Origin of the sequence: Nocardia sp. NPDC050630, from assembly GCF_044457245.1 — a bacterium.
Lineage (GTDB): Bacteria > Actinomycetota > Actinomycetes > Mycobacteriales > Mycobacteriaceae > Nocardia.
Genome location: NZ_JBITGN010000012.1, coordinates 33,152 through 59,891, shown reverse-complemented (window position 1 = coordinate 59,891; position 26,740 = coordinate 33,152). Strand labels below are relative to the sequence as shown.

The 26,740-nt window shown below is 65.7% G+C and carries 29 protein-coding genes and 2 pseudogenes; 20 read left to right on the top strand and 11 right to left on the bottom strand.

What is annotated here, in order from left to right; translation table 11 throughout:
* Positions 1-657 precede the first annotated feature (657 nt).
* The 3 genes and pseudogenes from ACIBG0_RS27120 to ACIBG0_RS27110 all read right to left on the bottom strand — a co-directional run.
* A pseudogene (locus ACIBG0_RS27120) lies at positions 658-1,266 on the bottom strand (FAD-binding protein); the annotation flags it as partial.
* 24 nt (positions 1,267-1,290) lie between these two features.
* Positions 1,291-1,557 (bottom strand): hypothetical protein, encoded by a 267-nt coding sequence (locus ACIBG0_RS27115; protein WP_397035969.1) that lies wholly within the window; start codon positions 1,555-1,557, stop codon positions 1,291-1,293.
* The gene (locus ACIBG0_RS27110) at positions 1,554-2,408 is read right to left on the bottom strand and encodes a PHP domain-containing protein (protein ID WP_397035967.1); all 855 of its coding nucleotides are present in this window, start codon (positions 2,406-2,408) and stop codon (positions 1,554-1,556) included. Before ACIBG0_RS27110 ends, ACIBG0_RS27115 begins: the two co-directional genes overlap by 4 nt.
* Before the next feature lie 62 nt (positions 2,409-2,470).
* Here ACIBG0_RS27110 and ACIBG0_RS27105 point away from each other — a divergent pair, with 62 nt between their 5' ends.
* Positions 2,471-3,547, top strand: coding sequence for a magnesium and cobalt transport protein CorA (locus tag ACIBG0_RS27105; protein WP_397035966.1), 1,077 nt, complete (start codon positions 2,471-2,473; stop codon positions 3,545-3,547).
* A gap of 3 nt (positions 3,548-3,550) precedes the next feature.
* On the opposite strand, the gene ACIBG0_RS27100 is transcribed toward ACIBG0_RS27105, so the two are convergent.
* The 3 genes from ACIBG0_RS27100 to ACIBG0_RS27090 are packed head-to-tail and all read right to left on the bottom strand — an operon-like array spanning position 3,551 to position 5,597.
* Entirely contained in the window at positions 3,551-4,132 is a 582-nt protein-coding gene (locus ACIBG0_RS27100; RefSeq protein WP_397035965.1) for a suppressor of fused domain protein, read from the bottom strand.
* A gap of 4 nt (positions 4,133-4,136) precedes the next feature.
* A complete protein-coding gene (locus ACIBG0_RS27095; RefSeq protein ID WP_397035963.1) occupies positions 4,137-4,628 on the bottom strand; it encodes a general stress protein in 492 nt (163 codons plus the stop codon).
* 12 nt (positions 4,629-4,640) lie between these two features.
* The gene (locus ACIBG0_RS27090; RefSeq protein WP_397035961.1) at positions 4,641-5,597 is read right to left on the bottom strand and encodes an HpcH/HpaI aldolase/citrate lyase family protein; all 957 of its coding nucleotides are present in this window, start codon (positions 5,595-5,597) and stop codon (positions 4,641-4,643) included.
* Between the two features lie 64 nt (positions 5,598-5,661).
* Between ACIBG0_RS27090 and ACIBG0_RS27085 the strand changes: the two genes are divergently transcribed.
* The 9 genes and pseudogenes from ACIBG0_RS27085 to ACIBG0_RS27045 all read left to right on the top strand — a co-directional run bounded on the left by ACIBG0_RS27085 (position 5,662) and on the right by ACIBG0_RS27045 (position 15,084).
* Positions 5,662-6,969 carry a magnesium transporter MgtE N-terminal domain-containing protein gene (locus tag ACIBG0_RS27085; protein WP_397035959.1) on the top strand — a complete coding sequence of 436 codons (1,308 nt, stop codon included), beginning with the start codon at positions 5,662-5,664 and terminating at the stop codon, positions 6,967-6,969.
* The gene (locus ACIBG0_RS27080) at positions 6,959-7,552 is read left to right on the top strand and encodes a DUF1003 domain-containing protein (protein WP_397035957.1); all 594 of its coding nucleotides are present in this window, start codon (positions 6,959-6,961) and stop codon (positions 7,550-7,552) included. The genes ACIBG0_RS27085 and ACIBG0_RS27080 overlap by 11 nt, the downstream gene beginning before the upstream one ends.
* Before the next feature lie 117 nt (positions 7,553-7,669).
* On the top strand, positions 7,670-9,130 hold the full coding sequence (locus tag ACIBG0_RS27075; RefSeq protein ID WP_397035956.1) for a lytic murein transglycosylase: 1,461 nt from the start codon (positions 7,670-7,672) through the stop codon (positions 9,128-9,130).
* A 146-nt stretch (positions 9,131-9,276) separates the two neighbouring features.
* Entirely contained in the window at positions 9,277-10,140 is an 864-nt protein-coding gene (locus tag ACIBG0_RS27070; protein ID WP_397035954.1) for a lytic transglycosylase domain-containing protein, read from the top strand.
* 20 nt (positions 10,141-10,160) lie between these two features.
* Complete coding sequence (locus tag ACIBG0_RS27065) at positions 10,161-11,297, top strand: Mrp/NBP35 family ATP-binding protein (protein WP_397035953.1); 1,137 nt, start codon at positions 10,161-10,163, stop codon at positions 11,295-11,297.
* A 694-nt stretch (positions 11,298-11,991) separates the two neighbouring features.
* Positions 11,992-12,261 (top strand): annotated as a pseudogene (locus tag ACIBG0_RS27060) (DivIVA domain-containing protein); the annotation flags it as partial.
* A 1,049-nt stretch (positions 12,262-13,310) separates the two neighbouring features.
* Positions 13,311-13,889: a DNA-3-methyladenine glycosylase I gene (locus ACIBG0_RS27055; protein WP_397035952.1), complete on the top strand. Its 579-nt coding sequence runs from the start codon at positions 13,311-13,313 to the stop codon at positions 13,887-13,889.
* Between the two features lie 180 nt (positions 13,890-14,069).
* A complete protein-coding gene (locus ACIBG0_RS27050) occupies positions 14,070-14,237 on the top strand; it encodes a DUF3117 domain-containing protein (RefSeq protein WP_011211259.1) in 168 nt (55 codons plus the stop codon).
* Positions 14,238-14,253: 16 nt separating this feature from the next.
* Positions 14,254-15,084: a putative RNA methyltransferase gene (locus ACIBG0_RS27045; protein WP_397035950.1), complete on the top strand. Its 831-nt coding sequence runs from the start codon at positions 14,254-14,256 to the stop codon at positions 15,082-15,084.
* Here the strand turns inward: ACIBG0_RS27045 and glgA are convergent.
* Complete coding sequence (glgA, locus tag ACIBG0_RS27040; RefSeq protein ID WP_397036242.1) at positions 15,060-16,217, bottom strand: glycogen synthase; 1,158 nt, start codon at positions 16,215-16,217, stop codon at positions 15,060-15,062. The genes ACIBG0_RS27045 and glgA overlap by 25 nt on opposite strands.
* 137 nt (positions 16,218-16,354) lie before the next feature.
* Between glgA and glgC the strand changes: the two genes are divergently transcribed.
* Positions 16,355-17,569 (top strand): glucose-1-phosphate adenylyltransferase, encoded by a 1,215-nt coding sequence (gene glgC / locus ACIBG0_RS27035; protein WP_397035948.1) that lies wholly within the window; start codon positions 16,355-16,357, stop codon positions 17,567-17,569.
* A 9-nt stretch (positions 17,570-17,578) separates the two neighbouring features.
* On the opposite strand, the gene ACIBG0_RS27030 is transcribed toward glgC, so the two are convergent.
* The 3 genes from ACIBG0_RS27030 to ACIBG0_RS27020 all read right to left on the bottom strand — a co-directional run bounded on the left by ACIBG0_RS27030 (position 17,579) and on the right by ACIBG0_RS27020 (position 18,862).
* Positions 17,579-17,806 carry a hypothetical protein gene (locus tag ACIBG0_RS27030; protein ID WP_397035947.1) on the bottom strand — a complete coding sequence of 76 codons (228 nt, stop codon included), beginning with the start codon at positions 17,804-17,806 and terminating at the stop codon, positions 17,579-17,581.
* A gap of 53 nt (positions 17,807-17,859) precedes the next feature.
* Positions 17,860-18,108 (bottom strand): hypothetical protein, encoded by a 249-nt coding sequence (locus ACIBG0_RS27025; protein ID WP_397035945.1) that lies wholly within the window; start codon positions 18,106-18,108, stop codon positions 17,860-17,862.
* 121 nt (positions 18,109-18,229) lie between these two features.
* Positions 18,230-18,862: an O-methyltransferase gene (locus tag ACIBG0_RS27020; RefSeq protein ID WP_397035943.1), complete on the bottom strand. Its 633-nt coding sequence runs from the start codon at positions 18,860-18,862 to the stop codon at positions 18,230-18,232.
* Positions 18,863-19,324: 462 nt separating this feature from the next.
* Here ACIBG0_RS27020 and sigE point away from each other — a divergent pair, with 462 nt between their 5' ends.
* From sigE to ACIBG0_RS26975, 9 genes are all read left to right on the top strand, one after another.
* On the top strand, positions 19,325-19,930 hold the full coding sequence (gene sigE / locus ACIBG0_RS27015; protein ID WP_397035942.1) for an RNA polymerase sigma factor SigE: 606 nt from the start codon (positions 19,325-19,327) through the stop codon (positions 19,928-19,930).
* 88 nt (positions 19,931-20,018) lie between these two features.
* On the top strand, positions 20,019-20,405 hold the full coding sequence (locus ACIBG0_RS27010; RefSeq protein WP_397035940.1) for a hypothetical protein: 387 nt from the start codon (positions 20,019-20,021) through the stop codon (positions 20,403-20,405).
* A gap of 10 nt (positions 20,406-20,415) precedes the next feature.
* Positions 20,416-22,002 (top strand): trypsin-like peptidase domain-containing protein, encoded by a 1,587-nt coding sequence (locus ACIBG0_RS27005; protein WP_397035939.1) that lies wholly within the window; start codon positions 20,416-20,418, stop codon positions 22,000-22,002.
* A 55-nt stretch (positions 22,003-22,057) separates the two neighbouring features.
* Positions 22,058-22,474, top strand: coding sequence for a Sec-independent protein translocase protein TatB (gene tatB / locus ACIBG0_RS27000; protein ID WP_397035938.1), 417 nt, complete (start codon positions 22,058-22,060; stop codon positions 22,472-22,474).
* Positions 22,475-22,738: 264 nt separating this feature from the next.
* A complete protein-coding gene (locus ACIBG0_RS26995) occupies positions 22,739-23,593 on the top strand; it encodes a hypothetical protein (RefSeq protein ID WP_397035936.1) in 855 nt (284 codons plus the stop codon).
* Positions 23,594-23,905: 312 nt separating this feature from the next.
* Positions 23,906-24,364, top strand: a complete 459-nt coding sequence (locus ACIBG0_RS26990; RefSeq protein WP_397035934.1) for a hypothetical protein — start codon at positions 23,906-23,908, stop codon at positions 24,362-24,364.
* A gap of 25 nt (positions 24,365-24,389) precedes the next feature.
* Complete coding sequence (locus tag ACIBG0_RS26985) at positions 24,390-24,590, top strand: hypothetical protein (RefSeq protein WP_397035932.1); 201 nt, start codon at positions 24,390-24,392, stop codon at positions 24,588-24,590.
* 69 nt (positions 24,591-24,659) lie between these two features.
* Positions 24,660-25,736 (top strand): XdhC family protein, encoded by a 1,077-nt coding sequence (locus tag ACIBG0_RS26980; RefSeq protein ID WP_397035930.1) that lies wholly within the window; start codon positions 24,660-24,662, stop codon positions 25,734-25,736.
* A gap of 253 nt (positions 25,737-25,989) precedes the next feature.
* Positions 25,990-26,277 carry a putative quinol monooxygenase gene (locus tag ACIBG0_RS26975; RefSeq protein WP_397035928.1) on the top strand — a complete coding sequence of 96 codons (288 nt, stop codon included), beginning with the start codon at positions 25,990-25,992 and terminating at the stop codon, positions 26,275-26,277.
* A gap of 131 nt (positions 26,278-26,408) precedes the next feature.
* Here ACIBG0_RS26975 and ACIBG0_RS26970 read toward each other — a convergent pair whose 3' ends face one another.
* On the bottom strand, positions 26,409-26,729 hold the full coding sequence (locus tag ACIBG0_RS26970) for a cupin domain-containing protein (RefSeq protein ID WP_397035926.1): 321 nt from the start codon (positions 26,727-26,729) through the stop codon (positions 26,409-26,411).
* Positions 26,730-26,740 lie beyond the last annotated feature (11 nt).

Sequence of the window (26,740 nt, the reverse complement as noted above, 5' to 3'; positions counted from 1 at the left end):
CCCGGCGCTGCGCCAGTAGCTACGCCGTAATGGCAAGGTGTGCTCTTGGACCAGCCCGACCACCGCGCGCGGATCGATGCGAGCCATCGGATTCAGTCCCGCACCGGCCACCTCGCGCACCGGACCGATCATGCCGCGCCCGCGTGCGAATCGCGCAGCGCCCCTCCCTGCCCATACCCCTGAGGCGATGGCCCATGCTCCGCCCTGACCGCCGAAGCCGCTGACCGCGCCGGTAATCGGCTCGCGCGTCAGCACGTCGCCCGCGCCGTAGAGTCCGCTCACCGTGGTCGCGCAGTCCGTCCCGGCGATGCACAATCCACCGGTCCCACGGACCGTGCCCTCTAACACCGCGCGTAACGGCACCCGACGGGTATGGTCGATCACTCCCTGTCTGGAGAGCCAGCGCCGGACCGGGTACGGCACATCGTCCAAGGCCGCGTAGATCCGGCGACCGTCCGCGATCGCGTTGAAGGCCGCGGCGCGATGCCCGGTGATCCGCGTGCCGGATTCGTCGTAGAGCGTCGCGAAATGCAATGCCAGCCCGGGAGCGAAGGCACTGCCGCGGGAGACCATCGGTGCGAGACCGTAGCCGCTGGAGAATTCCATACCCGACAGTTGCGCACCCGCCTCGGCGGCCAGCAGCAGTCCGTCGCCGGTATCCACATCGGTGCCAGCACCGCCGGAGAGGAAGGCGCAGCCGCCGGTGGCGACGACGACGGCCCCGGCCCGGATGGTCCATGGCCGAAAGCTGTTGCGGCGCTGCACACCGACCGCACCGGCGACCACGCCGTCGCGATCGACGAGCAGTTGCAGCGCGGGATGATGATCGAGAATGCGCACCCCGGCTTCGAGCAGGCTGCGGCGCAACCGGAGCAGATAGCCCGCGCCGTCCAGGCATACGCGCAACGACGTGGCACCGCTGGCCGCACCGGGAAACCGATAACCCCAGGCCACCAACTGCTCGACCCGTCGGTGCGTCTCGTCGAGCACCCGCAGCATCCACTCCGGTTCGGCGAGTCCGCCGCCGTGCGCGAATGTGCGGCGCATCGCCTCATCCCGCGCCGCGCCCGGCGGGATATTCCACAGCGAAGTCGTCCCGGCGGCGGTCGGCCCGCTCGCGGCACAGCGGCTCTTGTCGACGAGCGCAACCCGAGCGCCCGCGGCGGCGGCGGAGATGGCGGCCCAGTTCCCGGCGGGACCACCGCCGAGCACGAGCACATCCGTCTCGAAATCCGTCACAAATAGAAATGTTCGGCCACAATTCATCCGGCCGCAACCATTACAGATTTGTCAGCTCCACCACTGCGTCCACAGCAATATTCCGGCGACAATAAAAACGACGACCGATCCGGAAAAAGCTGCCAAACCGCGATGTCGATCCGAAAAAATCTGTGCGCCGAGGCCGATCGCCGAGGTGGCCACATGCCACGCCACCGATTCGCCGCCGGGTCCGGGAAAGCCACGACGAGCAGCGATTACCGCGGTACCGATGACGACAAGGGCCAGCACGAACATCCCACCGGCGACGATTCCGCTGAGTCCGCGCAGCACTCTCACGAGGCGATCACCGGCACACCCGTCGCTTTGCCCGCGAGTTCCTCGAATTGCGCGGAATCGGTAGTGGATTCACCTAGCCGGATGATTTTGTTCGATCCGTGATAGTCCGACGAACCAGTTGTGATGAGACCGAGTTCGGCGGACAACTGCGTGAGCAGCGCACGATCGGCCGCGGAATGGTCCGGGTGATCGACCTCGAGCCCGCCGAGTCCGAGCGTGGCCAGTTCGCGAATATCGTCGATCGCCAGCAGCCGACCGCGCTTACGCGCCCGGGTATGTGCCAACACACTCACCCCGCCCGCGCTCGCGATCATTTCGACGGCCCGGCGCAGCGGCGTATCCGCCTTCTCCGCGTAGTAGCGGCCGTGCGGTGCCAGCAATTCGGTGAAGGCCGAGTCCACGGTCGGCACCACACCGGCCGCGACGAGCGCACGCGCCAGATGCGGGCGGCCCGCCGACGGTCCGGCCGAGGCCAGCACCGCGTCCGGATCGATGGGTAGTCCGTCGTCACGCATGCGCTCGGCCATCGCGCGCAACCGCTCGACCCGTTCGGCGCGCAAACGTTCCCGTTCGTCGGCGAAACACCGATCGGTCGGGTCGAAGAGGTATGCGAGCAGATGTACCGGCACCGGCCACCCGTCCTCACCGAGCCCGACACACGACATTTCCATGCCCCGCACCAGCGTCAATCCCTTCGGTAGCGCGTCGACCGCCTCGACCCACCCGGCGGTGGTGTCGTGATCGGTGATCGCGACGACGTCCAGGCCGGCCGCCGCCGCATTGCGGACGAGTTCGGCCGGGGTATCGGTGCCGTCGGACGCGGTCGAATGGGTATGCAGGTCGATGCGCACGCCTTCTTTCATACCGTGCGCTCGCAGGGCGCATGCACGCGCACGCGACGTAGCATCGGTCGGTGCCATCGATTCCGCCGCTGCCGTCGTTCCGCGGCCAAGCCAGAACGGCCAAGCAATTGCCCCGCATACCGGTGCCGACCGCGCGCGCGATAGTCGATTGCGCGGTCTACATCGACGGCCAACGGCTGCCCGGCCGGTTCAACCATGTGGAGGCGTTGGCCGAGGTCGACAAGCGCGGCACCGGGTTCGTCTGGGTCGGACTGCATCAGCCCGACGAATACCAGATGGCCGATATCGCCGAAATCTTCGACCTGCATCCGCTGGCCGTCGAAGACGCCGTGCACGGCCACCAGCGACCGAAACTCGAGCGCTACGACGACACCCTGTTCCTCGTGCTGCGCACCGTCAGCTATGTCCCGCACGAAATCCACAGCATCAGCGAGATCGTCGAGACCGGGGACATCATGGTTTTCACTGGAGACAAATTCGCGGTCACCGTGCGCCATGGTGAGCACACCGGATTAGCCGGTGTGCGAAGGGAACTGGAAGAGCGGCCCGATCAACTCAGGCTGGGTCCCGGTTCGGTGTTGCACGTCGTGGCCGACCACGTGGTGGACTCCTATATCGATGTCGCGCAGGCGGTCGAGAACGATATCGACGAGATGGAAGAGGAGGTGTTCACCCCGCGCACCACGGTGACCATCGAATCGATCTACCAACTCAAACGCGAGGTCGTCGAACTGCGCCGCGCGGTCAATCCGCTGCAGCTGCCGCTGCAAATGCTCGGCCAGAAAACGGACCTACCACTACCCAAGGAGATTCGGCGCTACCTGCGCGATGTCGCCGATCACCACACCGCCGTCGCCGAGCGCATTACCGACTTCGACGAATCGCTGAGCGAATTGATCAGCGCCGCACTGGCCAAGATCGGCGTGCAGCAGAACACCGATATGCGCAAGATCTCGGCCTGGGTCGCCATCGCCGCGGTGCCGACGATGATCGCGGGCATCTACGGCATGAATTTCACGCAGATACCGGGGCTGGAATCGGCTTTGGCCTTCTGGCTCGTCATCGCCGTGACGCTCGCCATCTGTGTAGGGCTGTACGTCAACTTCCACCGCAACAACTGGCTCTGAGAACTATAGCGACGCAGCGCCTCTCGCGGGATCGTGCACATCGATTCCGGCCTCCGCCCACGCATCACGCAATGCCTGCGCACCGCGCACCCGCACCCAGGCCGCCTCGGTCGCGGTCACCGGAACCACCGCGAAATACCGCACCGGTTCGGCTGGCTCGGGCAGCGTGACTTCGGGAATATCGCTGTCTCCCAACAACACCGCGGTGAATGGCGCGTCGCGCCACATCGGCTCACCCAGATCGAGCAGCGCATCCGCTTGCAGCACAACGCCTTCCACGGCGGGTGCCGCGACGAGTACGCCGAGGGTGCGGGCGAGTCCGGAACTCGGGCCTACCCCGGCACGCAACGTCAGCACCAGTTCGGCCCGCGGCCCGCGCACCGGATCGGCATGCAGGTCACCGGGATCGCCCATGGGATGACGCGATCCGCCGAGAGTCACATAGTGCACCAGTTCCCCGCTAGGAATGCGCAGGATTTCGATGGGCTCGAGACCGAGGAAGGTCACCGATGCGGAGTCGACACCTGTCGAGGCGGCACCGAAGTGATCCAGCACCTCGGCGCGGACCTTGTCCACAACCTCCATGCGCTCAGATCGCCAACCGCGCCAGCATGTCCCGAGCCTGCTCGGCCGACTTCGGGTCGCACAGCACGTCATAGCGGCCCGCCACCAACTGCATGGTGGAGGCGAAGTCGCGCTGTCCCCTGGTCGCCGCGTACGGGATCGAGGTGGAGATGAGGCCGAAGATGATGCCGCCGACCAAACCGACCAGCACCGGGGCGAAACCGCCGCTGGTAGTGAACAAGCTCAGCAGCAGACCGAGGAACAGACCGAGCCACGCGCCCGAAACAATCCCACCGCCGATCACTTTGCCCCAGGTCAGTCGGTACAACACGCGCTCGACCTGCATCAGGTCCACGCCGACGATGGTCACGTCTTGCACGGGAAACTGGTTGTCGGCCAGGAAATCGACAGCCTTCTGGGCCTCGGCGTAGGTCGGATATGAGCCGACCGGCCAGCCCGATGGCGGCGTCGGCAAGCCCTGGCGCGCGCGATTCGAGTTCCCCAAGGGATTCGTCATATCTCTATTCTGCTATTCCTGGCCGGAGTTCGGGGGTGTGAAACGCGTGGTACGCGTCATCCCCGCCGCTCGGCCCTTATCGGCGATTACCTGAGCCATCTTGGCGCTGGCCTCATCGATCATTTCGTCGCCGAGCATTACCGCGCCGCGCGCACCGCCTTTTTCGGAGGTGTGGAAGGCGTAGGCATCCAGAATCAACTCGGCGCGATCGTAATCGGCCTGGCGCGGGCTGAAGATCTCGTTCGCTGCCTCGATCTGTCCGGGATGCAGCACCCATTTGCCGTCGAAACCGAGTGCGGCGGTGCGCCCGGCCGCCCTGCGGAATCCATCGATATCCCGGATTTGCAGGTAAGGGCCATCGATTGCCTGCAGGCCGTGCGCACGAGCGGCGAGCAGGATGGTCATCAGAATGTGGTGGTAGGCATCGCCGGTGTCATAGCCCTCAGGTTGTTCACCGACCACCAGCGTGCGCATATTGATACTGGCCATGAAGTCCGCCGGACCGAAGACCAGGGTCTGCACCCGCGGGCTCGCGGTGGCGATCTCATCTATATTGCGCAACCCGATGGCGTTCTCGATCTGTGGTTCGATACCGATTCGTCCGATCTCGAGCCCGCTGGCCTTCTCCAATTGGGTGAGCAGCAGATCCAGTGCCCGCACCTGACCGGCATCGGTCACCTTCGGCAGCAGAATCGCGTCCAGCGCCGCGCCCGCGCCCTCGACCACGGTGATCACATCGGCGTAGGTCCACTGGGTGGTCCAATCGTTGACTCGTACCACCCGCAGTTGCTCACCCCAGCCGGTGTCGTTGAGCGCGGCCACGATATTCGCGCGGGCCTCGGCCTTCGCCGCGGGTGCGACCGCATCCTCCAAATCGAGAAATACTTCGTCGACCGGCAAGCCCTTGGCCTTATCGATCATCTTCTTGCTGCTACCGGGGCAGGCGAGCACCGAGCGGCGCGGCTTCATGATCACTCCCGTCGATCGTGGCATGGTGCGAATACCGGTCCGCGCACCCTCTAACCTGACAGCCATGGCAGCAACGAGGGTGTACGTCGCCAGGCTGGCCGGGCTGGTGGTACTCGGCCCGGACGGCGAGTCTATCGGCCGCATCCGTGACGTCGTCGTGGCCATCCGCTACGACCGCCAGCAACCGAGGGTGCACGGTCTTGTCGTCGAATTGCCGTCCCGACGGCGCATTTTCGTGCCCATGTTGCGGGTGACCACAATTGAACCCGGCGTTGTCGCGCTCAATACGGGCACGGTGAGTCTGCGACGCTTCACCCAGCGTCCGGGTGAGATGCTCGCCCTCGCACAGATCGTGGATTCTTCGGTGCGCGTTGCCGATCCGGATCTGCCGGACCTCGCCGATGTCGATGTGCTCGTGGTCGATCTGGGTATCGAACAGAGCCGGACCAGGGACTGGCGGGTAACCAGGGTCGCGGTGCGCGGACATCGCAGGCTCGGCCGCCGCCGGACCGTGCACGTCGTGGACTGGTCGCAGGTCAGCGGGCTGACGCCGTACGAGATCGGCAGGCCGGGCCAGGATGTCACCCAGCTACTCGAGCAGTTCGAAGGCCTGCGTCCCGCCGATGTCGCGCATATGTTGCGCGAACTGCCGGAGAAACGGCGCATCGAGGTGGCGATCGCGCTCGACGACGAGCGGCTCGCCGATGTCGTCCAGGAACTCCCCGATGACGACCAAGTCGATCTGCTCGGTCACCTCGAGGTGCGCCGCGCCGCCGATGTGCTCGAGGCGATGGATCCCGACGACGCCGCCGACCTACTCGGCGAACTGCCGAAGGGTGAGCGCGAATCGCTGCTGGCGCTGATGGATCCGGAGGAGTCCGAACCGGTCCGCAGGCTGCTCGAGCACTCCCCCGATACCGCGGGTGGTCTGATGACACCGAAACCGGTGGTGCTGACCCCCGCCACCACCGTCGCCGAAGCGCTTGCCCGAGTCCGCAATCCGGATCTCACACCCGCGCTGGCCACCATGGTGTTCGTGGTGCGGCCGCCGACGGCAACGCCGACCGGCCGCTTCCTCGGCTCAGTGCATTTGCAGCGACTGCTGCGCGAACCACCGGCACACCTGGTGGGCGGCATCCTCGACACCGACCTCGCCCCACTGCGTCCCGATGCCCCGCTCGGTGCGGTGACCCGTTACTTCGCGACCTACAACTTGGTCTGCGGCGCAGTGGTGGACGAGGAGAACCATCTGCTCGGCGCGGTCAGCGTGGACGATGTGCTCGATCATCTACTACCGGAGGATTGGCGCGAGCAGGAAGATACGGGCCACGACGCGGTCGTCGGACATGAGGGGGTAGCCGATGCCGAGTGAGAAGAATCCGGCGCGTCAGCGGCTGGAAACGCCGCTGGAATCGCGGTTCCGCTTCGACTACGACGCCGAGGCGCTGGCCCGCTCCAGTGAGCGGGTCGCCCGATTCCTCGGCACCGGACGGTATTTGGCGATCCAGACGATTGTGGTAATCGTCTGGATCCTGCTGAACGTCTTCGTGATCGCGCTGCGCTGGGACCCCTATCCGTTCATCTTGCTCAACTTGGCGTTCTCCACCCAGGCCGCGTATGCCGCGCCGCTGATCCTGTTGGCGCAGAACAGACAAGACAACCGCGACCGAGTGTCGTTGGAGGAGGACCGCACTCGCGCCGCCCAGACCAAGGCCGACACCGAATTCCTTGCCCGCGAGCTCGCATCGCTGCGAATCGCGATCGGCGAGGTTGCTACGCGCGACTACCTGCGCAGGGAATTGGAGGAAATGCGAGAAGTGCTGGACCGGATCGAGGCCGCAGGGTCATCCGAGCCCGCATCGAGCCCCGATAAACCCGCGAAGGCCGTTCGCAAGAAAAGCTCCGGCAGAAAGCAGGGCACAGTTCAGGTTTCACCGCCTGTTGCTGACGATTGACAGGAAATGCTCAATAACGTTCTGACCCACGGGTAACCTGGACGACGTTGTCCCGAGCGAAGGGGCAGGGATGTCCCGGACAGGCGCTCTCACGACGTAGAGGATTGGTGTGGCCGAATGCGAATCTCTGCTCCGATAACCGTCTCGGCCCTGGTCGTCGCTGGTCTTGTGGCCACCGGCTCGGGTACCAATGCCACGCGGACCACCACTCCCGACACCGCCCCCGAGGCCTTGCTCGCGGCGTCAACCGGCGCGTCCGGCACCGACGGAACATCCGGCAACACCAGCGACGCCGCATTGTCCCGGACAGTTGGTCTCCTTCCGGTAACGCCGGAAGCACCCCGCAAACTTCGAGCAATGACTCCGCTTGCCGATGGCACCCCGCCGTTCGCGGGTTCGGTGCCGTTGCACGACATCGCCCTGCCCGCGACCGGCGGCGCACTCGGCATCCCGGAAATCGTGCTCGCCGCATATCGCAATGCCGAACTCGCGTTGGAATCCTCGATGCCGGGCTGCGGTCTGTCGTGGAGCCTGCTTGCCGGAATCGGGCGGATCGAATCGCTGCACGCGGGCGGCGGACGCACCGATGCGGCGGGCACCACCGTGACGCCGATCTTCGGACCCGCGCTGGACGGCTCGCTACCGGGCAACGAGGTGATCAAGGCGGCCGACGGCAGTGCGGTGCGCGCGATCGGGCCGATGCAGTTCCTGCCCGGCACCTGGAGCCGGTACGCCGCCGACGGCAACGGTGACGGTGTCGCCGATCCGCACAATGTCTTCGATGCCTCGCTCGCCGCGGGCAAGTACCTGTGCTCGGGCGGGTTGAATCTGCGCGATCCGCAGCAGGAACTGCGTGCGGTGCTGCGCTACAACAACTCCCTCGCCTACGCCGCCAATGTGCTGAGCTGGTCGGCGGCCTACCGCACCGGCGGCACGCCCAGCCAGGTGAATATCTCTCCCGACCTGATCCCGCCGGGTACCGCGCCGATCACCACGGGCCCAGACATGCTGGCCGCATCCTCGGCGGCACCGACGACCACAACAACCAAGCCCGAACTTCCCTCGAACACGGTGATCATCCCGACACCGACCGAGGTGATGATCACCATTCCCGGTCTGCCGCCGATCCCGTGTGGCATCTTCTGCCCGCGGCCGGTACCCAAGCCGCCGTGCGATCCGCAGCAGGTGGCTCCGGCGCAATTGCCAGCACCCGGCGATCCGGCACAGTCGCCCATCGCACCCGCGCAGACCTTCGGTGCTGCCGAAAACGGTGAGCCGAAGGATCCCGGGCAGCGGGACCAGCAGCGCCCGGATCAACAGCAGCCGCAGCAGCAACCCGCCAATTGCACTCCGGCCCAACCCGATGCGGCCCAGCCCGTGCCCGCACCGAATCCGCAGAATCCGGCGCAGTCGCCGGGCGGAGCGCCGCAGAGCACCCCGGAGAAGACACCCGAGCCCGGCGTGGCCGAGGCTCCGGAGCCGACGCAGACCGAGACAGCCACCCCGCCGCCCGCCCCTGGCATTACGCTGCCGTTCGGCATCGTGATCCCGTTGCCCGCGCCCGCGCCGGCCCCGTAGGGCTGAGACCAGGACCGATAGCTAACGGACTACGCCACGCCGAGAGCTGATAACGAAGCAGTAACAAAAAGGTCTCGGATGCGGTACTCTCTTCTTCGTCCATCACGAAGGGCTCGTTATCGAGTCAATGGGAGGGTCACCGCACAGTGGGGCGTCACCGAAAGCAGTCGCCTGCGACGATCAAGCGCAGTTCCGTTATCGCATTGACCGGATTGGTTCCCGCTGGACTGGTGGCTGTCGCCGCGTCCGCGGGCACCGGCGATCTGGCCGCATCTTCTGTCCTGCAACACATTCCGGGGGACGATCAAGACGACCAAGCGGCGAGACTTTCGGTCGCCGCGGAACCTGCGGCGACCGAATTCGTCGCGAACGCAATGGCAAAGCAGGCACCGAGTGCACCGCCGATCGTGAAAACCGTTGCGCTGCCGGATGGTAGGCAACCGGCTGCCCTGCCATCCGGCCCGCTCGGCATTCCCGGCGTCGCCGTCGCGGCTTATCAGAACGCCGAAAACATACTCGCCGCCGAGAATCCGGTCTGCGGAATGCCGTGGTCCCTGCTCGCCGGTATCGGTCGGGTCGAATCGACGCACGCCTTCGGCGGTAAGGCCGATGCGGACGGCAATCCGCTGACACCGGTCTACGGCCCGGTGCTCGACGGCAGCCTCTCGGGCAACCACGTCATTCGCGATACCGACGGGGGCGCGCTGGACGGACTCAGTGGATACGACCGGGCCATCGGCCCGATGCAGTTCCTGCCGGAGACCTGGAAGCGCTACGGCGCCGACGGCAACGGCGATGGCATCGCCGATCCGCAGAATCTGTTCGACGCGGCACTGACCGCAGGGCGGTACCTGTGCGACGGCGGGCTGAATATGCGCGATCTCACCCAGCAGACCCGTGCGATCCTGCGCTACAACAACTCCATGGCCTATGTCGCGAATGTCATGGCCTGGGCCGGGTCCTACGCCTCCGGCATCGCACCCAAGCCCAGTGACCTGCCGCGAATCTGACACAACGTAAAATTCGTGCCATGCCAGTGGTAACGGAAGCGGATGTGCGGGGAGCCCTCGCGAAGGTCGACGACCCGGAGATCCGCAAACCGATAACCGAACTGGGCATGGTGAAGAGCATCGCGATCGGTGCTGATAGCAATGTCCATATCGAGGTGTACCTGACGACGGCGGGCTGCCCGCTGCGCACCGAGATCACCCAGCGGGTCACCAAGGCGGTGGCCGACGTCGCGGGCATCGGCGCGGTCACGGTTGACCTCGATGTGATGAGCGATGAGCAGCGCACCAATCTGCGCAAGCAGTTGCGCGGCGACTCCGCCGATCCGGTGATCCCATTCGCCCAGCCCGGTTCGCTCACCCGCGTGTACGCGGTGGCCTCCGGTAAGGGCGGCGTCGGGAAGTCCAGTGTCACGGTCAATCTCGCCGCCGCGATGGCCGCGCGCGGACTGTCCGTCGGTGTGCTCGACGCGGATATCTACGGCCACTCGATTCCGCGGATGCTCGGAACCGACGCGCGCCCGACTCAGGTCGAGCGGATGATCATGCCACCGCAGTCGCACAATGTGAAGCTGATCTCCATCGCGCAGTTCACCCAGGGCAATACGCCGGTGGTGTGGCGCGGTCCGATGCTGCACCGGGCACTGCAGCAGTTCCTCGCCGATGTGTTCTGGGGCGATCTCGATGTACTGCTGCTGGACCTGCCTCCCGGCACCGGCGATGTCGCGATCTCCATCGCACAGCTGATTCCGAATGCGGAGATCCTGGTCGTCACCACCCCGCAGCCCGCGGCCGCCGAAGTCGCCGAACGCGCCGGTGCGATCGCACTGCAGACCCGGCAGCGGATCGCGGGCGTCATCGAGAATATGTCCTGGCTCGATCTGCCCGACGGCACCCGAATGGACCTTTACGGTTCCGGCGGCGGCCAATCGGTCGCCGATCGCCTCACCCGAGCCGTCGGCGCGAACGTCCCACTGTTGGGCCAGATTCCGATCGAGCAGCGACTGCGCGAAGCAGGCGACGAGGGCACCCCGATCGTCTTGGGCGATCCGGAGAATCCGGCTGCGAAGGCACTACTCGAGGTCGCCGACAAACTCGCAGTGCGGCGCCGCGGACTCGCAGGCATGTCACTCGGAATCGACACGACACGCCACCTGTAGCCAGAGGCCATACCTGCGGCTGAGACGTTGCCGATGCCGCCGACAAACCACGACGCGCCGACACGAATTCAGGCACGCCACCCTGAATCGACACGACGCAGCGGTCCACCTCACAAGCGCCACTTGTCACCACAGGCCACACCGGCCACTAACCCGCTGCGGACAAACCCACGACACGTCGCCACAGACTCCCAAGCACGCCGCACCGAATCGACACAACGCGGCGGTATCCGCGACCACCTCATTCCTCGGCACGCCGACACTCGCAGGCACGCCGCTCAGAATCAGCACGACACGCCACCTGTGGCCCGAGGCGCACCTATCACTGCGGACCACACTGTTACCGCTGCGCACCTGTCAAACGCGGACCGCCCCACATGTCACTGCAGGGCACAGCTGTCACTGGGCGGCCCGCAGGGCCGCACCGTCACCGGGGGCCGCTCGTCACCGCCGCGCACAGCTGTCACTGCGGTTCGCGCCGTCAGAGTGCGCCACAGTAACGAAGCGGGGTGATATTGCCGACGCCCCTGCGGCGCCATCGCGATGGCGGTCAGGCCCAGGCAATGCGTCGACTCGGATGGACGGGGCGATTTGCAGCTCGGGCTGCTGATGACGTGGTCGCTCGCAATTCGAGGTCCAATTTTCGCGGGCGGGCGGATGTCAGGTGTCGGCGTGGGCCAATAAGCTCGGGGACATGCTCACGCTGCTGTTGTACGTGCTGATTGTCGGCTTGGTCGCCGCGGTGCTGTTCCTGCTCGCCAGTGCGGTCTTCGGGCGAGCCGAGGAACTCGGACCACTGCCCGAGGGAACAACGGCGACCGTGCTGCCCGCCGAGGGCATCAGCGGCGCGGATGTGCGCGCCCTGCGCTTCCAACAGGTGGTGCGTGGCTATAAGGCCGGTGAAGTCGACTGGGCGCTGACCCGCCTCGCCGCCAGAATCGACGAACTGCAACTCCAACTGGCCGAAGCGCGCGGCACTCATGCCCCGAGCGTCCAGCTGCCGAAGCAGCCAGCCCAGCCGAGCCCGCCACACCAACAGCCCCAGGCACCGACCGCGCAAAACGGCACCACAACCCAGCCCCCGGCCCCGAACATCCAGCCGCCCCAGGTCCCCACTGTCCCGCCGAACGGCTCGATTCCCCAGCAGACACCGACCGTCCAGCCACCTGCGCCCCCACGACATCCCCTGACCGCCCCGCCGAACAGCACAACCCAAACACCAACCGCACAGCCATCAACCGCCCCGCCCCCGCCGCCGAGCGCTCGGCACGCCACACCCCTCCAGCCGAACCACACGATTGCTCAACCAGCACCAACCGGCCAGATCCCGGTACCAACCGACGCGAACACCCAGCCACCAGCCCCGACCGTCCAGCCCCAAGCCCCCACTGCCCCGCTGAACGGCTCGATTCCCCAGCAGACACCGACCGTCCAGCCGCCCGCGGTGCCACCGCATCTGCTGACCACCCCGCCGAACGGCACAACCCAAACAGCAACCGCACAGCCATCAGCCGCTCCGCCGCAGCCGATGACCAGCCGACCGAACCGCTCAACCGAAGCGGCGCCGATCGCACAGCCTTCAGTCGCCCCACCCCAACTGCCGACTGCCGGGCAGACCACGACTGTCCCGCAGAACAGCGCGATCGCCCAGCCGCCAACTACGCAGCCCACTGCCACCCCGCAGGCGGCCGCACAGCACGGCCCGAGCCCACTGCAAGTCCCAACCGCATCGCAGACGCCGACCGTGCAACAAGTCCCAGCTGCACAGCACGTCCGGGGCGTGGAGCACGGCCTAACCGCACAGCAGACCCCAGCGGCACGCCAAGTCCTCAGCACACAACAAGTGCCGACGGCGCAGCAGGCCCCGACCGTGCAGCAACCCCCGACGACGCAGCAAGTCCCGACTGCCCAGCAGGCCCCGAACGCACAGCACCACCCAGCCGCAGACCAAGTCCCGGGAACGCAGCACGGCCCGTCCGCGCAGCAACACATGCGGTTCGGGGTGGGCCAGTAATGACGGCGGAAACCGTGTCCGGGTCGGCGGCGACCGAGTCCGATGGGAAGATCCGTTGTCCGTGGTCGGAGGGGTCCCAGCTTTACCGGGATTATCACGACAACGAATGGGGCAAACCGCTGCATGGGGATGACGCAATGTTCGAGCGGATGTGTCTCGAGGCATTCCAATCGGGGCTGGCGTGGATCACCATTCTGCGTAAGCGCCCGGCCTTCCGTAGCGCATTTGCCGGGTTCTCGATCGAGCGGGTCGCCGCCTTCGGGGATGACGATGTGGCGCGGCTATTGACCGATCCCGGTATCGTCCGCAATCGGGCCAAAATCGAGGCGTCGATCGCCAACGCCCGAGTGGCCGCCGACCTCGATATCGGACTGGACGAGTTGATCTGGTCCTTCGCACCGGCCGCCCGGCCGCGTCCGCGCGTGATTGCCGAGGTGCCCGCGACCACCCCCGAATCCATAGCTCTGGCAAAAGAATTGAAGCGGCGCGGGTTCCGCTTCGTCGGTCCGACGACCGCCTACGCGTTGATGCAGGCGACCGGAATGGTCGATGACCACTTGGTCGATTGCTGGGTCTGACGAGGACGGCCCAACACAGGCCGAGCGGTCACATTTCGAACTCAGGTATCCGTCCACTCCGGCGATAGGGAAGAATGGGACGGGTGTAGCTCGCCAAATGCCGGCGAGCTCACTAGTTGGTGACAACTGGAGTTCCAAGAAAGTGCGCAGCATATCGCGCAGATCTGGAGGGAGCAGAGGATGGCGGCCATGAAGCCCCGCACCGGGGACGGTCCCCTCGAGGCAACCAAGGAAGGGCGTGGAATCGTGATGCGGGTTCCACTCGAGGGTGGCGGGCGTTTGGTCGTTGAGCTCACGCCGGATGAAGCGGCAGCGCTCGGTGACGAACTGAAGAGTGTCACCAGCTAATCCCACACTCGCTGATGTGGCCGGTCTGCTGGCCTGTCCCGATTGCGGTTCCGAAATGGAGTCGCAAGATCGGGTGCTGCGCTGCGGACGCGGGCACAGTTTCGACATCGCCAAACAGGGTTACGTGAGTCTGTTGACCGGTGCGTCGACGAAGATGACCGGCGATACTTCGGCGATGCTGGACGCGCGTGCCGCGTTCCAGGTCGGGGGACATTTCGCGCCGATCGCCCATGCGGTGGCCATGGCCGTCGCGGCCGACGATCCGGTGCTCGACGGTGCCGCCGTGCTCGAGGTCGGTGCCGGAACCGGCTACTACCTGGCCGCCGTGCTCGATGCCGTCCCGGCCGTCGGGATCGCCTTGGACGTGGCCAAGCCCGCGGCCCGACGCTGCGCCCGCGCCCATCCGCGTGCCGCCTCGGTACTGGCCGACGCCTGGCGCGGACTACCGGTTCGAGATGGTGCGTTGCATCGGGTGGTTTCGGTATTCGCACCACGTAATCCGAGCGAGGTCGCCAGGGTTCTTACTTCCGATGGCCGCTTCGTCGTCGCCACACCTACCCCACGCCACCTGGCCGAACTTATCGGGCCACTCGGCATGGTTACGGTCGATCCGGATAAGGAACGCCGTCTCACCGACGCCATGTCCGGCCACTTCGACGCGGTAGACCGCACCGTCGTCGAATATCGGATGCGACTCAGCCGCACCGATATTCGCAACGTGGTGGCGATGGGCCCGTCCGCCCACCACGCGACCAACCACCTGGATGCCCTACCGGACACGCTCGAGGTAACCGCCTCGGTCCAGGTCTGGACCTACCAACGTCAGAATTTGCGAACCTGGTCGTAGATCGCAACGGTTTGGGCGGCGATCTGCAGCCAGTCGAATTCAGCGATGGCACGGTGTCGTCCGGCCGTGCCGAATTCGGCGGCGAGCACCGAATCACCGGCGATCTCGTTGACCGCTTCCGCCAGCTCGTGTTCGTACTGCTCCGGCGCATTCGCGTCGTAGTGCACCAGACGACCCGTCTGTCCGTCGACCACCACCTCGGGAATGCCGCCGACATCCGAGGCGACCACCGCGGTCGCACATGCCATGGCCTCGAGATTCACGATTCCCAGCGGTTCGTAAACCGAAGGGCAGACGAACATCGTGGCCGCGGCCAGGATCTGGCGGATCTGCTCGGTCGGCAGCATTTCGCGCACCCAGAACACATTGCCGCGCGCCGCGCTGAGTTCGGCGACGGCCGCGGCCACCTCGGTTTCCAATTCGCGGGTGTCCGGCGCGCCCGCACACAGCACCAACTGGATCTCCGGATCGAATTCGCGGGCGGCGGCGAGCAGATGCCCGACGCCCTTCTGCCGGGTGATGCGACCAACGAAGGCCACGATCGGCCGATCGGTCCGCACGCCCAATTCGTCCAGAATCGGGCGAGATCCCTCGGCGGACGGTCCCGGATGCCAGACGGTCGCATCGATGCCGTTGTGCACCACGTGCACCCGGTCCGGATCGATCGTCGGATAGGCGTCCAGCACATCGTGACGCATACCTTCGCTCACCGCGATGATCGCATCGGCATATTCCACGGCATTGCGCTCCGACCAGGACGAGAGCCGGTAGCCGCCGCCGAGTTGTTCGGCCTTCCACGGCCGCCGCGGCTCCAAAGAATGCGCGGTCAACACGTGCGGGATGCCGTAGAGGGTCGCCGCGAGGTGTCCGGCGAGCCCGGTGTACCAGGTATGCGAATGCACCACGTGCACGTCACCGGCGGCATCGGCCATGCGCAGCTGGGCCGACATCATCTGCATCGCGGCATTGGCGGCGTAGAGCATCGGATCCGGTTGGTGCACCACGGCATCGGTGCGTTGCACACCCATGCAGTGCACGGTCACCTCGCACAACTGCCGCAACTGCGCGGCCAACTGGGTGACATGGACACCTGCCCCGCCGTACACCTCGGGGGGATATTCGCGCGTCAACATAGCAACGCGTAGCCGGTCGTGATCGCCGGCTCCCGCCCCCGCACCCCCGCCGCCCGTGCCGAAACTCACGGCTTCAAACTAGACGTTCACTTCGGCATGGGCCACCTGTACCCGCCTCGCGCGGTAGTTTGGCAGGTGTGAGGAGCCAGCCGCACGTACTCGGGATCGTGCTCGCCGGTGGTGAGGGTAAGCGCCTGTTCCCCCTCACCGCGGATCGGGCCAAACCAGCAGTTCCCTTCGGCGGTGCCTATCGACTGATCGACTTCGTACTCAGCAATCTCGTCAACGCGGGCTATCTGCGCCTGTGTGTGCTCACCCAGTACAAATCGCATTCACTGGACCGGCACATCTCGCAGACCTGGCGACTATCGGGTTTCGCCGGTGAATACATCACGCCGGTGCCCGCCCAGCAGCGGCTCGGTCCGCGCTGGTACACCGGCAGCGCCGATGCGATCATGCAGTCGCTCAACCTGATCTACGACGAGGATCCGGACTACATCGTGGTCTTCGGCGCGGATCACGTGTACCGGATGGATCCGGAGCAGATGGTCCAGCACCACATCAACTCCGGTGCGGGTGTCACCGTCGCGGGCATCCGCGTGCCGCGCAGCGAGGCGAGCGCGTTCGGCTGCATCGACTCCGACGAGTCCGGACGAATCACCCAATTCCTGGAAAAACCCGCGCATCCGCCGGGCACACCGGACGATCCGAACGTCACCTTCGCCTCGATGGGCAACTACGTCTTCACTACCAAGGTGCTGGTCGATTCGATCCGCGCGGACTCCGACAATTCCGATTCCGATCACGATATGGGTGGCGACATCATCCCGGCGCTGGTCGCCGCGGGTGAGGCCTCGGTCTACGACTTCGCCGATAACGAGGTGCCCGGCGCCACCGAGCGCGACCGCGGCTACTGGCGCGATGTGGGCACCATCGATGCCTTCTACGCGGCCCATATGGATCTGGTCTCGGTGCATCCGGTCTTCAACCTCTACAACAAGCACTGGCCCATTCGCGGTGCGGCGGAGAATCTGCCGCCGGCCAAGTTCGCGCAGGGTGGGCTCGCGCAGGAGTGTGTGGTCGGCGCCGGTTGCATCCTTTCGGCCGCGACCGTACGCAATTCGGTGCTCAGCTCCAATGTCATGGTCGACGACGGCGCGACCGTCGAGGGCAGTGTGATCATGCCCGGCGTCCGGATCGGGCGCGGCGCGGTGGTGCGGCGCGCGATTCTGGACAAGAACGTGGTCGTCGGCGAAGGCGAGATCATCGGCGTGGATCTGGATCGGGATCGGGATCGCTTCGCGGTCAGCAACGGCGGCGTGGTGACCGTCGGCAAGGGCGTCTGGGTCTAGCCGAAATCGCTACTGCGATTTCGATGGACAGAACGGCGCACAGGCGCCGGGTGTTTTCGGCACGGTGGTGGCCGGCGACTTATCGCCGAAATCGGCGGTGACGACCAATAGCATCAGCACAACGGCGATACCGAGCACCAGCACAAGAATGATCGCCGACCGGCCCCAGTTGATCGGGTCCCGATCATCATCATCGCGAAACACGCTGAACCTCTCCCGATGGCCACCCTGGGACATCCTCTACTCCTTGGATACCCAGTCGGCGGCGGTTTCGCGCAAAATATTGGCGGTTATCCCGGACCGGGCTGTGGTGGCGTCACGGTGCAGAACGGTTCGCACGGACCGGGAGTCAGCGGGACTTTTGTCCGCTCGGTGCCGAAATCAGCATTACTGACCCATACCAGCACCACCACGGCCAGCACCATGATGAAAATCAGCAGGCCGAGTGCGGGCAGCAGACAACCGCCGCGTTCTCGTCCCGCATTGATCGCGTGGCCGACATGGCCGATTTCTAGGATCTGGATTCCGCGCTCCCACATGGGCATACCTTGCCGTCGTCGAACCTGGCATGAGCTCGAATACCCGTCCGGCAGCGGCGAAATCAGCGCCCGGCTGACGAAATCCGAACGCGCCCAACGTTTATGAATAGCCGAACGGTTACTAGCCGCGCGATGCGCAGAGCAGACCGTCACCGACCGGGATCAGCACGCTGGTGAGTTCGGGATCCTCGGCGATCGCCCTGGTCGCGGCGCGCACGGCCTGGGTCGCGGGATCGCGCTGGGTCTGGTCCGGAACCCGGCCGCCGAGCAGCGCATTGTGCAGCAGGATCGCGCCACCCGCGCGCAGCAGCCGCACGGCCTGGGTGACGTATTGCGGATGCTCGAGCGGAGCCGCATCGATGAACACCAGGTCATAGGCACCGTCGGCGAGCCGGGGCAGTACATCGAGGGCACGGCCGTTGATCAACCGAGTACGCGCGGGCGGGATCTCGGCGGTGCGGAATGCCTCCCTGGCCGCCCGCTGATGCTCGGGTTCGGAATCGATCGTGGTCAGGGTCCCGTCCTCGCGCATGCCATCCAGTAGCCACAGCCCGCTGATCCCCGCGCCCGTCCCCACCTCGACCACCGCGCGTGCGCTCAGCAACTGGGCATACATGCTCAGCAGGGCGCCGACCGAGGGTGGTACGGGTAACGCACCGAGTTCAGTGGCCCGCTCACGCGCGCTGACGAGGACCTCGTCTTCCACGACGGATTCCTCCACGTAGGAGAGATTTCGCTCCAGATTCGATGCCACGCCTATGAATCTAGGGCACGAAGTCGCAAGTTTGGCTCATCGGTGAAGCGTTATCCCGTGGCCGTGCGATTAATTGTTTGTCGGGGGCGGGGGCGGATTCTCAGGTGTCCCTCAGGATCCCCTCACCCTCGGCATATCGAGGGAAGAAAGAGTATGGGCAAGCAAGACCAGCCGACCGCGGCACGGGGCGCGGGAACAACGACATACCGATCGACTGTTGTAACCGTCCATAACGATCCGAGACCCGGATCGCCACTAGATCCGCAGCCACGGTCTCGAGTAGGAGGTATCACCATCCACATGGACAGAGGGTCATTTTCGGCGCCCCCGGTGTCCTCCGCGGTTACGCCAGCTACCGCCTCCTGGGACGTCGCTCACGCCGGGGCGGCGCGCGAGTTCGCCACCCTGCCAGCGCAAGCTCTCCCGACGGAAGCAGCGCACGTTCTCCCGACGGAGGCCGAAATGCACGACGATGACATCACCGAACTCGAGCTGACCGGCACTGCGGCCTTCGACGCGACGGGCGATCGTTCCGCGATGCCGTCCTGGGACGAGCTGGTCCGCGAACATGCCGACCGGGTGTACCGGCTGGCCTACCGACTTTCCGGCGACGCTCAGGACGCCGATGATCTGACTCAGGAAACTTTTATCCGGGTATTCCGTTCATTGTCGAATTACCAGCCGGGCACCTTCGAGGGCTGGCTGCACCGCATCACCACGAATCTGTTCCTGGACATGGTGCGCAGGCGCAACCGGATCCGAATGGAGGCGCTGCCCGAAGATTACGACCGGGTGCCCGCCGAGGGCCCGAGCCCGGAGCAGGCGTATCACGACGCCCGTCTTGATCCTGACCTGCAATCCGCCCTGGATTCGTTGGCTCCGGAGTTCCGCGCGGCGGTCGTGCTCTGTGATATCGAGGGTCTGTCCTACGAAGAGATCGGTGCGACCCTCGGTGTCAAACTCGGCACCGTGCGTAGCCGCATCCACCGCGGCCGTCAGGCGCTGCGCGACTACCTTGCGCATAATGGAAGTGAGCAGCGGTTCGCCGCTGACGCGAACCCGGGGTGATCCGGCGCGAGCCGTAAGCACCCGGCGGCCGAATATCCGTTCGGTCGAGCGCAGAAGTGGATGAGTCGGTTGGAAGGGTGAGCACTGAATGAGTGGCGACGCCAGCACGTCAGGTCGTCCCCGTTTCCGTCCCACCGAGCATCTGGCCAGCGAGGCGATCGCGGCCTATGTGGACGGCGAACTGCGGATGAATGCCTATCTGCGTGCCGCCCAACATCTTTCCGTGTGCCCCGAATGCGCGGCGGAGGTCGATGCACAGCAGCAGGCGCGCATCGCACTGCGTCGGGCCGGTCAGGTGTCGATTCCGACCGATCTGCACGACAGCCTCACCCGCATTCCGCTCGCCGAACTGCCCGGCGGCGCGACGAGCGCGACCGCCCGGCCGCCAGCCGGAAGCTCGCGAAACGAGGCTGTTTTCGGATTTCTGACCGATTCGTTCACCGCGACCCGGTGGACCACCTGGTGGCGCAAGTAGAGTTTGCCGAGTGACCACCGAATCGACGAATTCCGGGCCGTCGGAATCGCGGCCCTCCGCAGGCGACACGAACGATTCGGCAGCCCGGGGAAAGCTGGATTCACCCGCCCCGCCGGCTACCACCCCCCTGAGGCCGTCGGATGCGCCGACCCTCGGACCGCGCCCGGTCTACCGCCCCCACGTGGACAATCACACGGCGAGCGCATTCCGCCGCCCCACCGGCCAGTCCGGTTCCTTCGGCGAGCAGCCCAGGTCGGCCGGTTCGGCTGTGCCGCAGGTCGGTCCGGAATTGCACAACAGCCCGCCCGACGCGGTACTCGCCGAGGCCTTCGGACGCCCGGAAGGCTCCACCGAACTCCTCCAGCGTGATCCGGACGCCGCTGATACCGGCGCACCCGTGGCTGGTCCGGCCGATCCGTGGCGCGATCCGGATGCCGCCGCACGCCTCGGCGCACCCGCCGTCGCTACCCCGCGTCCCGCACCGCTGCCCCAGGCGCGCAAGCTCGCGGCCAGGGAGGTGCTCTTCGGTTCCCGAGTGGCGCCCAAGGCGCTGGCCCTGCTCGCGGCCGTCGCGCTGGCCATCGGTGTGCTCGGCGGCCTGGTCGGCCGGTTGACCGCGGAGGCGACGTCCCCTTTGACCTCACGCAAGGTCACTTTGGAGCAGTCCGGTGAGGTCGAGCGTCCGCACGGTCTGATCGCGAAGGTGGCCAATGCGGTGCTGCCCTCGGTCGTCTCGATCCGGGTCACGGTCGGCGACAACGGCGCGACCGGTTCCGGCGTGGTGATCGACGGTGGGGGCTATATCGCGACCAACAATCACGTGATTTCGATGGCGGCACAGGACAAGTCGAACCGGGCCGCCATTCAGGTGACCTTCTCCGACGGCAGTCGGGTGCCCGCCAATATCGTCGGACGCGATCCGAAGACCGACCTGGCGGTACTGAAGGTCGATGTGAAGAATCTCACTGTCGCCAATCTGGGCAAGTCCAAGGACGTCCAGGTGGGTGACGACGTGCTCGCGATCGGTTCGCCGCTCGGCCTGAGCAAAACCGTCACGTCCGGCATCGTCAGTGCCCTGCACCGTCCCGTGGCGCTGTCCGGTGAGGGCAGCGATACGAAGGCCGTCATCGACGCGGTGCAGACCGACGCCTCGATCAACCCGGGTAACTCCGGTGGCGCACTGGTCGACATGGAGGGCCGGGTAATCGGCATCAATTCCGCGATCCGCAGTGAGACCGGCGGTTCGGTCGGCCTCGGCTTCGCGATTCCGGTGGATATGGTGACCAATATCGCGCAGGCCCTGATCCACGACGGTCAGGTGCACCACCCCAAGATCGGTCTCAGTGCCCGCAGCAAGCAGGTCGCAAACGATGTGATGAGCGGTGCGGCCGTTGCGGACGTGGAACCCGGCGGACCCGCGGCCAAGGCCGGAATCGTCGAGAACGACGTCATCGTGAAGATCGGCGATCGCGAGGTGACCGGTCCGGACGAGCTGGTGGTCGCGGTACAGCAGCGCAAGATCGGCGAGACGGTGAACGTGCAGTTGATCCGCGATGGCAGGCAGGTGGACGTGCCGGTCACCCTGGAATCGGACTGAGCCGCGGATGCAATCCCGAGCGGCTCGGCAACGTCGGCCCAGGTAGCCTGGACTCGTGTTCAGCAACATCAGCTGGGGCGAGATGATCATCCTCCTCGTCGCCGCCCTCGTGATCCTCGGCCCGGAGCGACTGCCCGGGGCGATTCGCTGGACCACGCAGAGCCTGCGCAAGGTCCGCGACTACGCCAGCGGTGCGACCCAGCAGCTGCAGCAGGAACTCGGACCCGAATTCGAGGACCTGCGTAAGCCGCTGGCCGACCTGAACGAGCTGCGCCAGATGTCGCCGCGCCAGATGGTCACCAAACATCTTCTGAATGGCGACGATTCGGTTTTCCGCGAATTCGAGAAGGCGATCCCGGATAAGCAGGACCTGCTCGGCACCAATAGCGGTATGCCGGACTACCCGATGCCCAAGTTCGAAAAGCCCTTGGAGCACAACGAACGTCCACCGATCGATACCGACGCGACGTGAAGTTACCTTTGCCGCGCCTGCGGCGCGACCACTAAGACTCGCTCCGTTGCGGGCGGTGATACGAGACGTCCGGCCCTGATGCACGCGGGCCCGATAGTCGAGACTCGCAACTTCGGCGCATGCGCTTCGACTCCTCGGACACGCGACGGGCCGCGAACCCTCGCCCGTAAGACTCGCTCCGTTGTGGTTTCCAAGGGCTGCAATGAGTCTGTTACGTCAAGCAGACTAGACGCTTGATCGTGTCGAGATGTCTAGACTTCGCACATGTCGGCCGATGACGTGGCGCGCGTTTTCGCGATCGAAGATAAAGTCGAGCGACTCAAGGCGGCCACTGATGGGGTGGCGGCGGCCCAGCAGACCATCAATGAGCTAACCCGGATCCGCAGAGCGGTGATCAGGGAACTTCATGCCGAAGGCTGGACCTTCGCCAGAATCGGTGCGGCGGCGGGACTTTCCCGCGCGCGGATCCATCAGGTGAGTACCCAGGGTCCCGCACCGGAAGGTCTGTTTTTCGGACACGGATCGCTCACGGTAATCGCACCGGAGGTGCGCGGCGGCCGAGTGCTCGGTGCGCCGGATCCGAGTGCGGCACAACGGCTGGTGGAGCTACTGGGTGAACTCGGCTTCACCGCAACGGTCGAACACTTCCTGCCCGGCCGACCCGTCGACCTGAATCGCGAGGGGCTGATCGTGCTCGGCGGGCCCGAACTCTCGCCCAGTATTCGTCAGCTCATCGCGGCCGATCCGCGACTGCGGCGTGCGGTGGCGCGGGCAGGAGATGCCCGGCGCGGCATCGAGGATCGGGCGGCCAGGCGGATATACCGGCCGGGCGGTCCGGAGCCGCACGATATCGCCTATGTCGCGCGCCTCCCGCGTCCCGATGGGCGTGGTACGGCACTGATCATCGACGGTCTGCATCCGCCCGGCTCGCTCGGCGCAATCCGTTTGCTCGCAACCAGATTGGCGACCCTGCACGAACGCGCTGCGACACATCTGTTTTCGGTGCTGGTCGCGGTGCGCTACGACCGTTCCACCGGTGAACCGGTCGATGCGGATCTGCTCACACCGGTGTACCGGCATGATGCGGAGCCGAGATCGACCTCTGGCCTCCGACGCTGAAATGTTCGACTGTCGGAAACCCTTTGGCAACCAAGTGGAGATCGGGGCAGCCGCGCGGTACCGCACGTTCAGCGGTGCGGCGCGATATTCGCTTGCGCCCCAACAGCCCAGGTAGCTCACATTAAACCGCAACGAATCCGTGATGTGTCACAGTCACCAATAGCTTCCATATCGGCTCGATAACCGCAATGCTGAGTTAGCTAGTCAATAACTACGGCAATAGGCGGGTTTCCTATGAATGTTCGACGTTCGGTGCGTGCCCGTACCGCACTCGGGTTGGGCACCGAAGCGGGGAGTCCGCCAGCGGAACCGATGACCAGTACCCATCGACTCACCTACAGCAATCGACTGAGGGTCTTCATCGGTCCGGACGACTCCGTGATCAGCTTCCTGCGCCCGCTGCGCCGACTGGACGGATTCGATTCCTATTCGGTGAATCTCACCCGGCTCCCGCATCCGATGCCTGCATCCGAGATCACGGCGACGCTCAGCGCCACGCCGGGCAGGAACTACGTGGAGTGCATCGGCTCGGCCGACGTGCTGGTCATCGAGCTGTGCACCGGGGCCGACGGGACGCCGCGCCGCTACCTGCTCGGCCTGCCCGGCGATCGGGTGGGCCACCCGGGCGTCGACGTGCCGAATGGAACCGAGCCGATGCGCGTGTACCCCGACGAGATCTTCGACGCCGAATATGCGGCCGAGGTATTCGCCACCTATTTCCATACCGGGGATATCCCGGCGGGCTTCCAACTTCGTGCAGTTCTCGATTGATGTGCGGCGTCTGGAGCGGACGACCATGAGTGTCATCGTGATTGTGAGTGTCGTACTTGTTATCGCCATGATCGCAGCGGTGGTCACCATGCTGGTGCGGCCGCGGCCCAACCGCATTCATCTGACTGTCGCGGAACTGCAGGCGCGGCTGGCCGAGGAGGCAGAGCGATTGCATTCCGACGGTGTCGAGCACGCAGTACCGCGGGAACTCGGGCGCAGCGCATAAGAACTGGTCGGTAGCTACGCTTGATGCCAGCGACGACGAAAGGGTCCGCCCGGGAAAGGATCGGTGGCCGTGCGCACGATGCTCGAACAGTTGGTGCAGCTGGCCGATCGAGAGCCGGTGGCGTTGGCCCGCATCGTGGATGCGACTGGGCCGGGGCCACGCGAATTGGGCGCGGCGATGGTGGTTACCGCGGACGGCGAGGTGCACGGCTCGTTATCGGGCGGGTGTGTCGAGGCCACGGTGGTCGAGTCGGCGCGGGAAGTGTTGGTCAGTGGACATGCGGTGTCGGATCGGTTCGGGTATGCCGAGGCCGACGGTTTCGCGGTGGGGCTGACCTGCGGGGGTGAGATCGAAGTCTTCGTCGAGCGGGTCGATGAGACGAGGCTGCTGGTGCTTTCGGCATTGCGCGCGGCGATCGCGGCTGGTGAGCCGGTTTCGCTGGCGACCACCCTGGACGCCGCGCCCGAGTGGAAACTCCTGCGTCCCGGCGGCTCCGAGCCCTGGCGCGGCGTCGACCGCGACGCGCGGGCGCTGCTCGCCGCCGGACGCAGCGGTCTGGTCGGCTCGGACGAATGCGAAACGGTGCAGGCCCCGCGCCCGCGTGTCTTCGTCCAGACCTTCGCCGCCCCGGCACGCATGATCCTGGCGGGCGCCAATGACTTCGTGCGCGCCCTCGCCCGCACCGGTCGCCAGCTCGGCTACCGCGTCACCGTCGTCGACGCCCGCGAAACCTTCGCCACCCCTGCCCGATTCCCCTCCGCCCACGAGGTTGTCGTCGACTGGCCGCACCGCTATCTGAGCGCCGAGCACGCCGCGGGGCGTATCGACGGGCGCACCGTGGTCTGCGTGCTCACGCACGACACCAAATTCGATGTGCCGATGCTGGTGGCGGCCTTGGCTATCGATGAAATCGGTTTCGTTGGCGCACTGGGTTCGCGGCGCACGCATGCCGAACGCATCGAACGCCTGCGTGCCGCCGGTATCACCGACGATCAGCTCAGACGCCTGAAAAGCCCACTCGGCCTTGACCTCAACGCCCACACGCCCGACGAGACCGCGATATCCATCGCCGCTCACATTCTCGCCGAGCGCGGTGGTGCGTCAGCCAGGCCATTGGCACAAACCGAGGGCCCGATACACCATTGACTCGGCGATCTACGCCCTGCTGCTTACCAGTGCCGCAAGATCCACCGTGATCGACACACCGGCCAGGTCGAGCACCGCCCGCGCGACCGCCACCGCAAATGCGTCCTCTCATCGGCATGTGCGCGTGTTCGACCAGCAAGGTCGGCCCCTGGCCGAGTTGAGCCGATCGCGCGGCGCGGCCACCGATGAGTTCCGGTGCGACTGGTCGTCATACCTTCGACCGACCGATTTCGAACTCAGACAGGGGCAGCAAATGGTCATAGTCGCAGGGCATCTCGTGGTCGACCCGGAACAGCGGAATTCCTACCTGTTCGACTGTGTGGGCATAGTCGAACAGGCTCGCCGCGCGCCCGGTTGCCTCGACTTCTCGATCTCTGCCGACCTGGTCGATGCGAGTCGCATCGTCATCTTCGAACGATGGGAGTCGCGGGCGGCCGTTGAGGATTTCCGTGACGGAGGCCCTAGCGACGCGCAGAGTGCTGCGATCCGCGCCGCCTCGGTCGCCGAGTACGACGTCGCGGGCGTGCGCTCGCTGACATGAAAACCGTATGGGATTCGGCAAAGCGGCCGCTCGTCGGCCACGCGCCAGCCGAATTGGCGGATCTTTATCGGCATTCACCTCGAAGCGGCGATCACCAACTGTCTGGTCGCCAGGTTCATGCCAGCGGGTTTTCAGTTGCCGTACTGTTTGGTTTCGGGTCGTTCGATCATGATCCCGTGAGCCGGTTCCTCGGCCACCGGCCGATGTTCGACTCCGCGCGGAACGACGAAGATTTCGCCGGGAACTAGCGTCACCGGCTCGTGGTCTTGTAGTTCGATGCGGAAGGTGCCGCTCCAGCACAGGAACAGTTCGTCCTCGTCGTGGTGGTGCCAGGGGAATGTGCCGTGGAAGCGGGCGATGCGTACCACGGCGTCGTTGGCAATGGCCAGGTCCCGCGGCTGCCATGGTCCGGTCAGGTCATCGACGACATCGGTGATGGAGATCTTGCTCATGACTTCATCCT

Excerpts from the sequence above, each read along its gene's own strand:
- ACIBG0_RS26970 (WP_397035926.1), bottom strand. The coding sequence starts at position 26,729 with ATGAGCAAGATCTCCATCACCGATGTCGTCGATGACCTGACCGGACCA.
- ACIBG0_RS27080 (WP_397035957.1), top strand. The coding sequence starts at position 6,959 with ATGCCGAGTGAGAAGAATCCGGCGCGTCAGCGGCTGGAAACGCCGCTG.
- ACIBG0_RS27085 (WP_397035959.1), top strand. The coding sequence starts at position 5,662 with ATGGCAGCAACGAGGGTGTACGTCGCCAGGCTGGCCGGGCTGGTGGTA.
- ACIBG0_RS27055 (WP_397035952.1), top strand. The coding sequence starts at position 13,311 with ATGACGGCGGAAACCGTGTCCGGGTCGGCGGCGACCGAGTCCGATGGG.
- ACIBG0_RS26990 (WP_397035934.1), top strand. The coding sequence starts at position 23,906 with ATGACCAGTACCCATCGACTCACCTACAGCAATCGACTGAGGGTCTTC.
- ACIBG0_RS27095 (WP_397035963.1), bottom strand. The coding sequence starts at position 4,628 with ATGACGAATCCCTTGGGGAACTCGAATCGCGCGCGCCAGGGCTTGCCG.
- ACIBG0_RS27030 (WP_397035947.1), bottom strand. The coding sequence starts at position 17,806 with ATGTCCCAGGGTGGCCATCGGGAGAGGTTCAGCGTGTTTCGCGATGAT.
- ACIBG0_RS27050 (WP_011211259.1), top strand. The coding sequence starts at position 14,070 with ATGGCGGCCATGAAGCCCCGCACCGGGGACGGTCCCCTCGAGGCAACC.
- ACIBG0_RS27025 (WP_397035945.1), bottom strand. The coding sequence starts at position 18,108 with ATGTGGGAGCGCGGAATCCAGATCCTAGAAATCGGCCATGTCGGCCAC.
- ACIBG0_RS27075 (WP_397035956.1), top strand. The coding sequence starts at position 7,670 with ATGCGAATCTCTGCTCCGATAACCGTCTCGGCCCTGGTCGTCGCTGGT.
- ACIBG0_RS26985 (WP_397035932.1), top strand. The coding sequence starts at position 24,390 with ATGAGTGTCATCGTGATTGTGAGTGTCGTACTTGTTATCGCCATGATC.
- ACIBG0_RS26975 (WP_397035928.1), top strand. The coding sequence starts at position 25,990 with ATGGTCATAGTCGCAGGGCATCTCGTGGTCGACCCGGAACAGCGGAAT.
- sigE (WP_397035942.1), top strand. The coding sequence starts at position 19,325 with ATGCACGACGATGACATCACCGAACTCGAGCTGACCGGCACTGCGGCC.
- ACIBG0_RS27090 (WP_397035961.1), bottom strand. The coding sequence starts at position 5,597 with ATGAAGCCGCGCCGCTCGGTGCTCGCCTGCCCCGGTAGCAGCAAGAAG.
- ACIBG0_RS26995 (WP_397035936.1), top strand. The coding sequence starts at position 22,739 with ATGTCGGCCGATGACGTGGCGCGCGTTTTCGCGATCGAAGATAAAGTC.
- ACIBG0_RS27100 (WP_397035965.1), bottom strand. The coding sequence starts at position 4,132 with ATGGAGGTTGTGGACAAGGTCCGCGCCGAGGTGCTGGATCACTTCGGT.
- glgA (WP_397036242.1), bottom strand. The coding sequence starts at position 16,217 with ATGTTGACGCGCGAATATCCCCCCGAGGTGTACGGCGGGGCAGGTGTC.
- ACIBG0_RS27010 (WP_397035940.1), top strand. The coding sequence starts at position 20,019 with ATGAGTGGCGACGCCAGCACGTCAGGTCGTCCCCGTTTCCGTCCCACC.
- ACIBG0_RS27065 (WP_397035953.1), top strand. The coding sequence starts at position 10,161 with ATGCCAGTGGTAACGGAAGCGGATGTGCGGGGAGCCCTCGCGAAGGTC.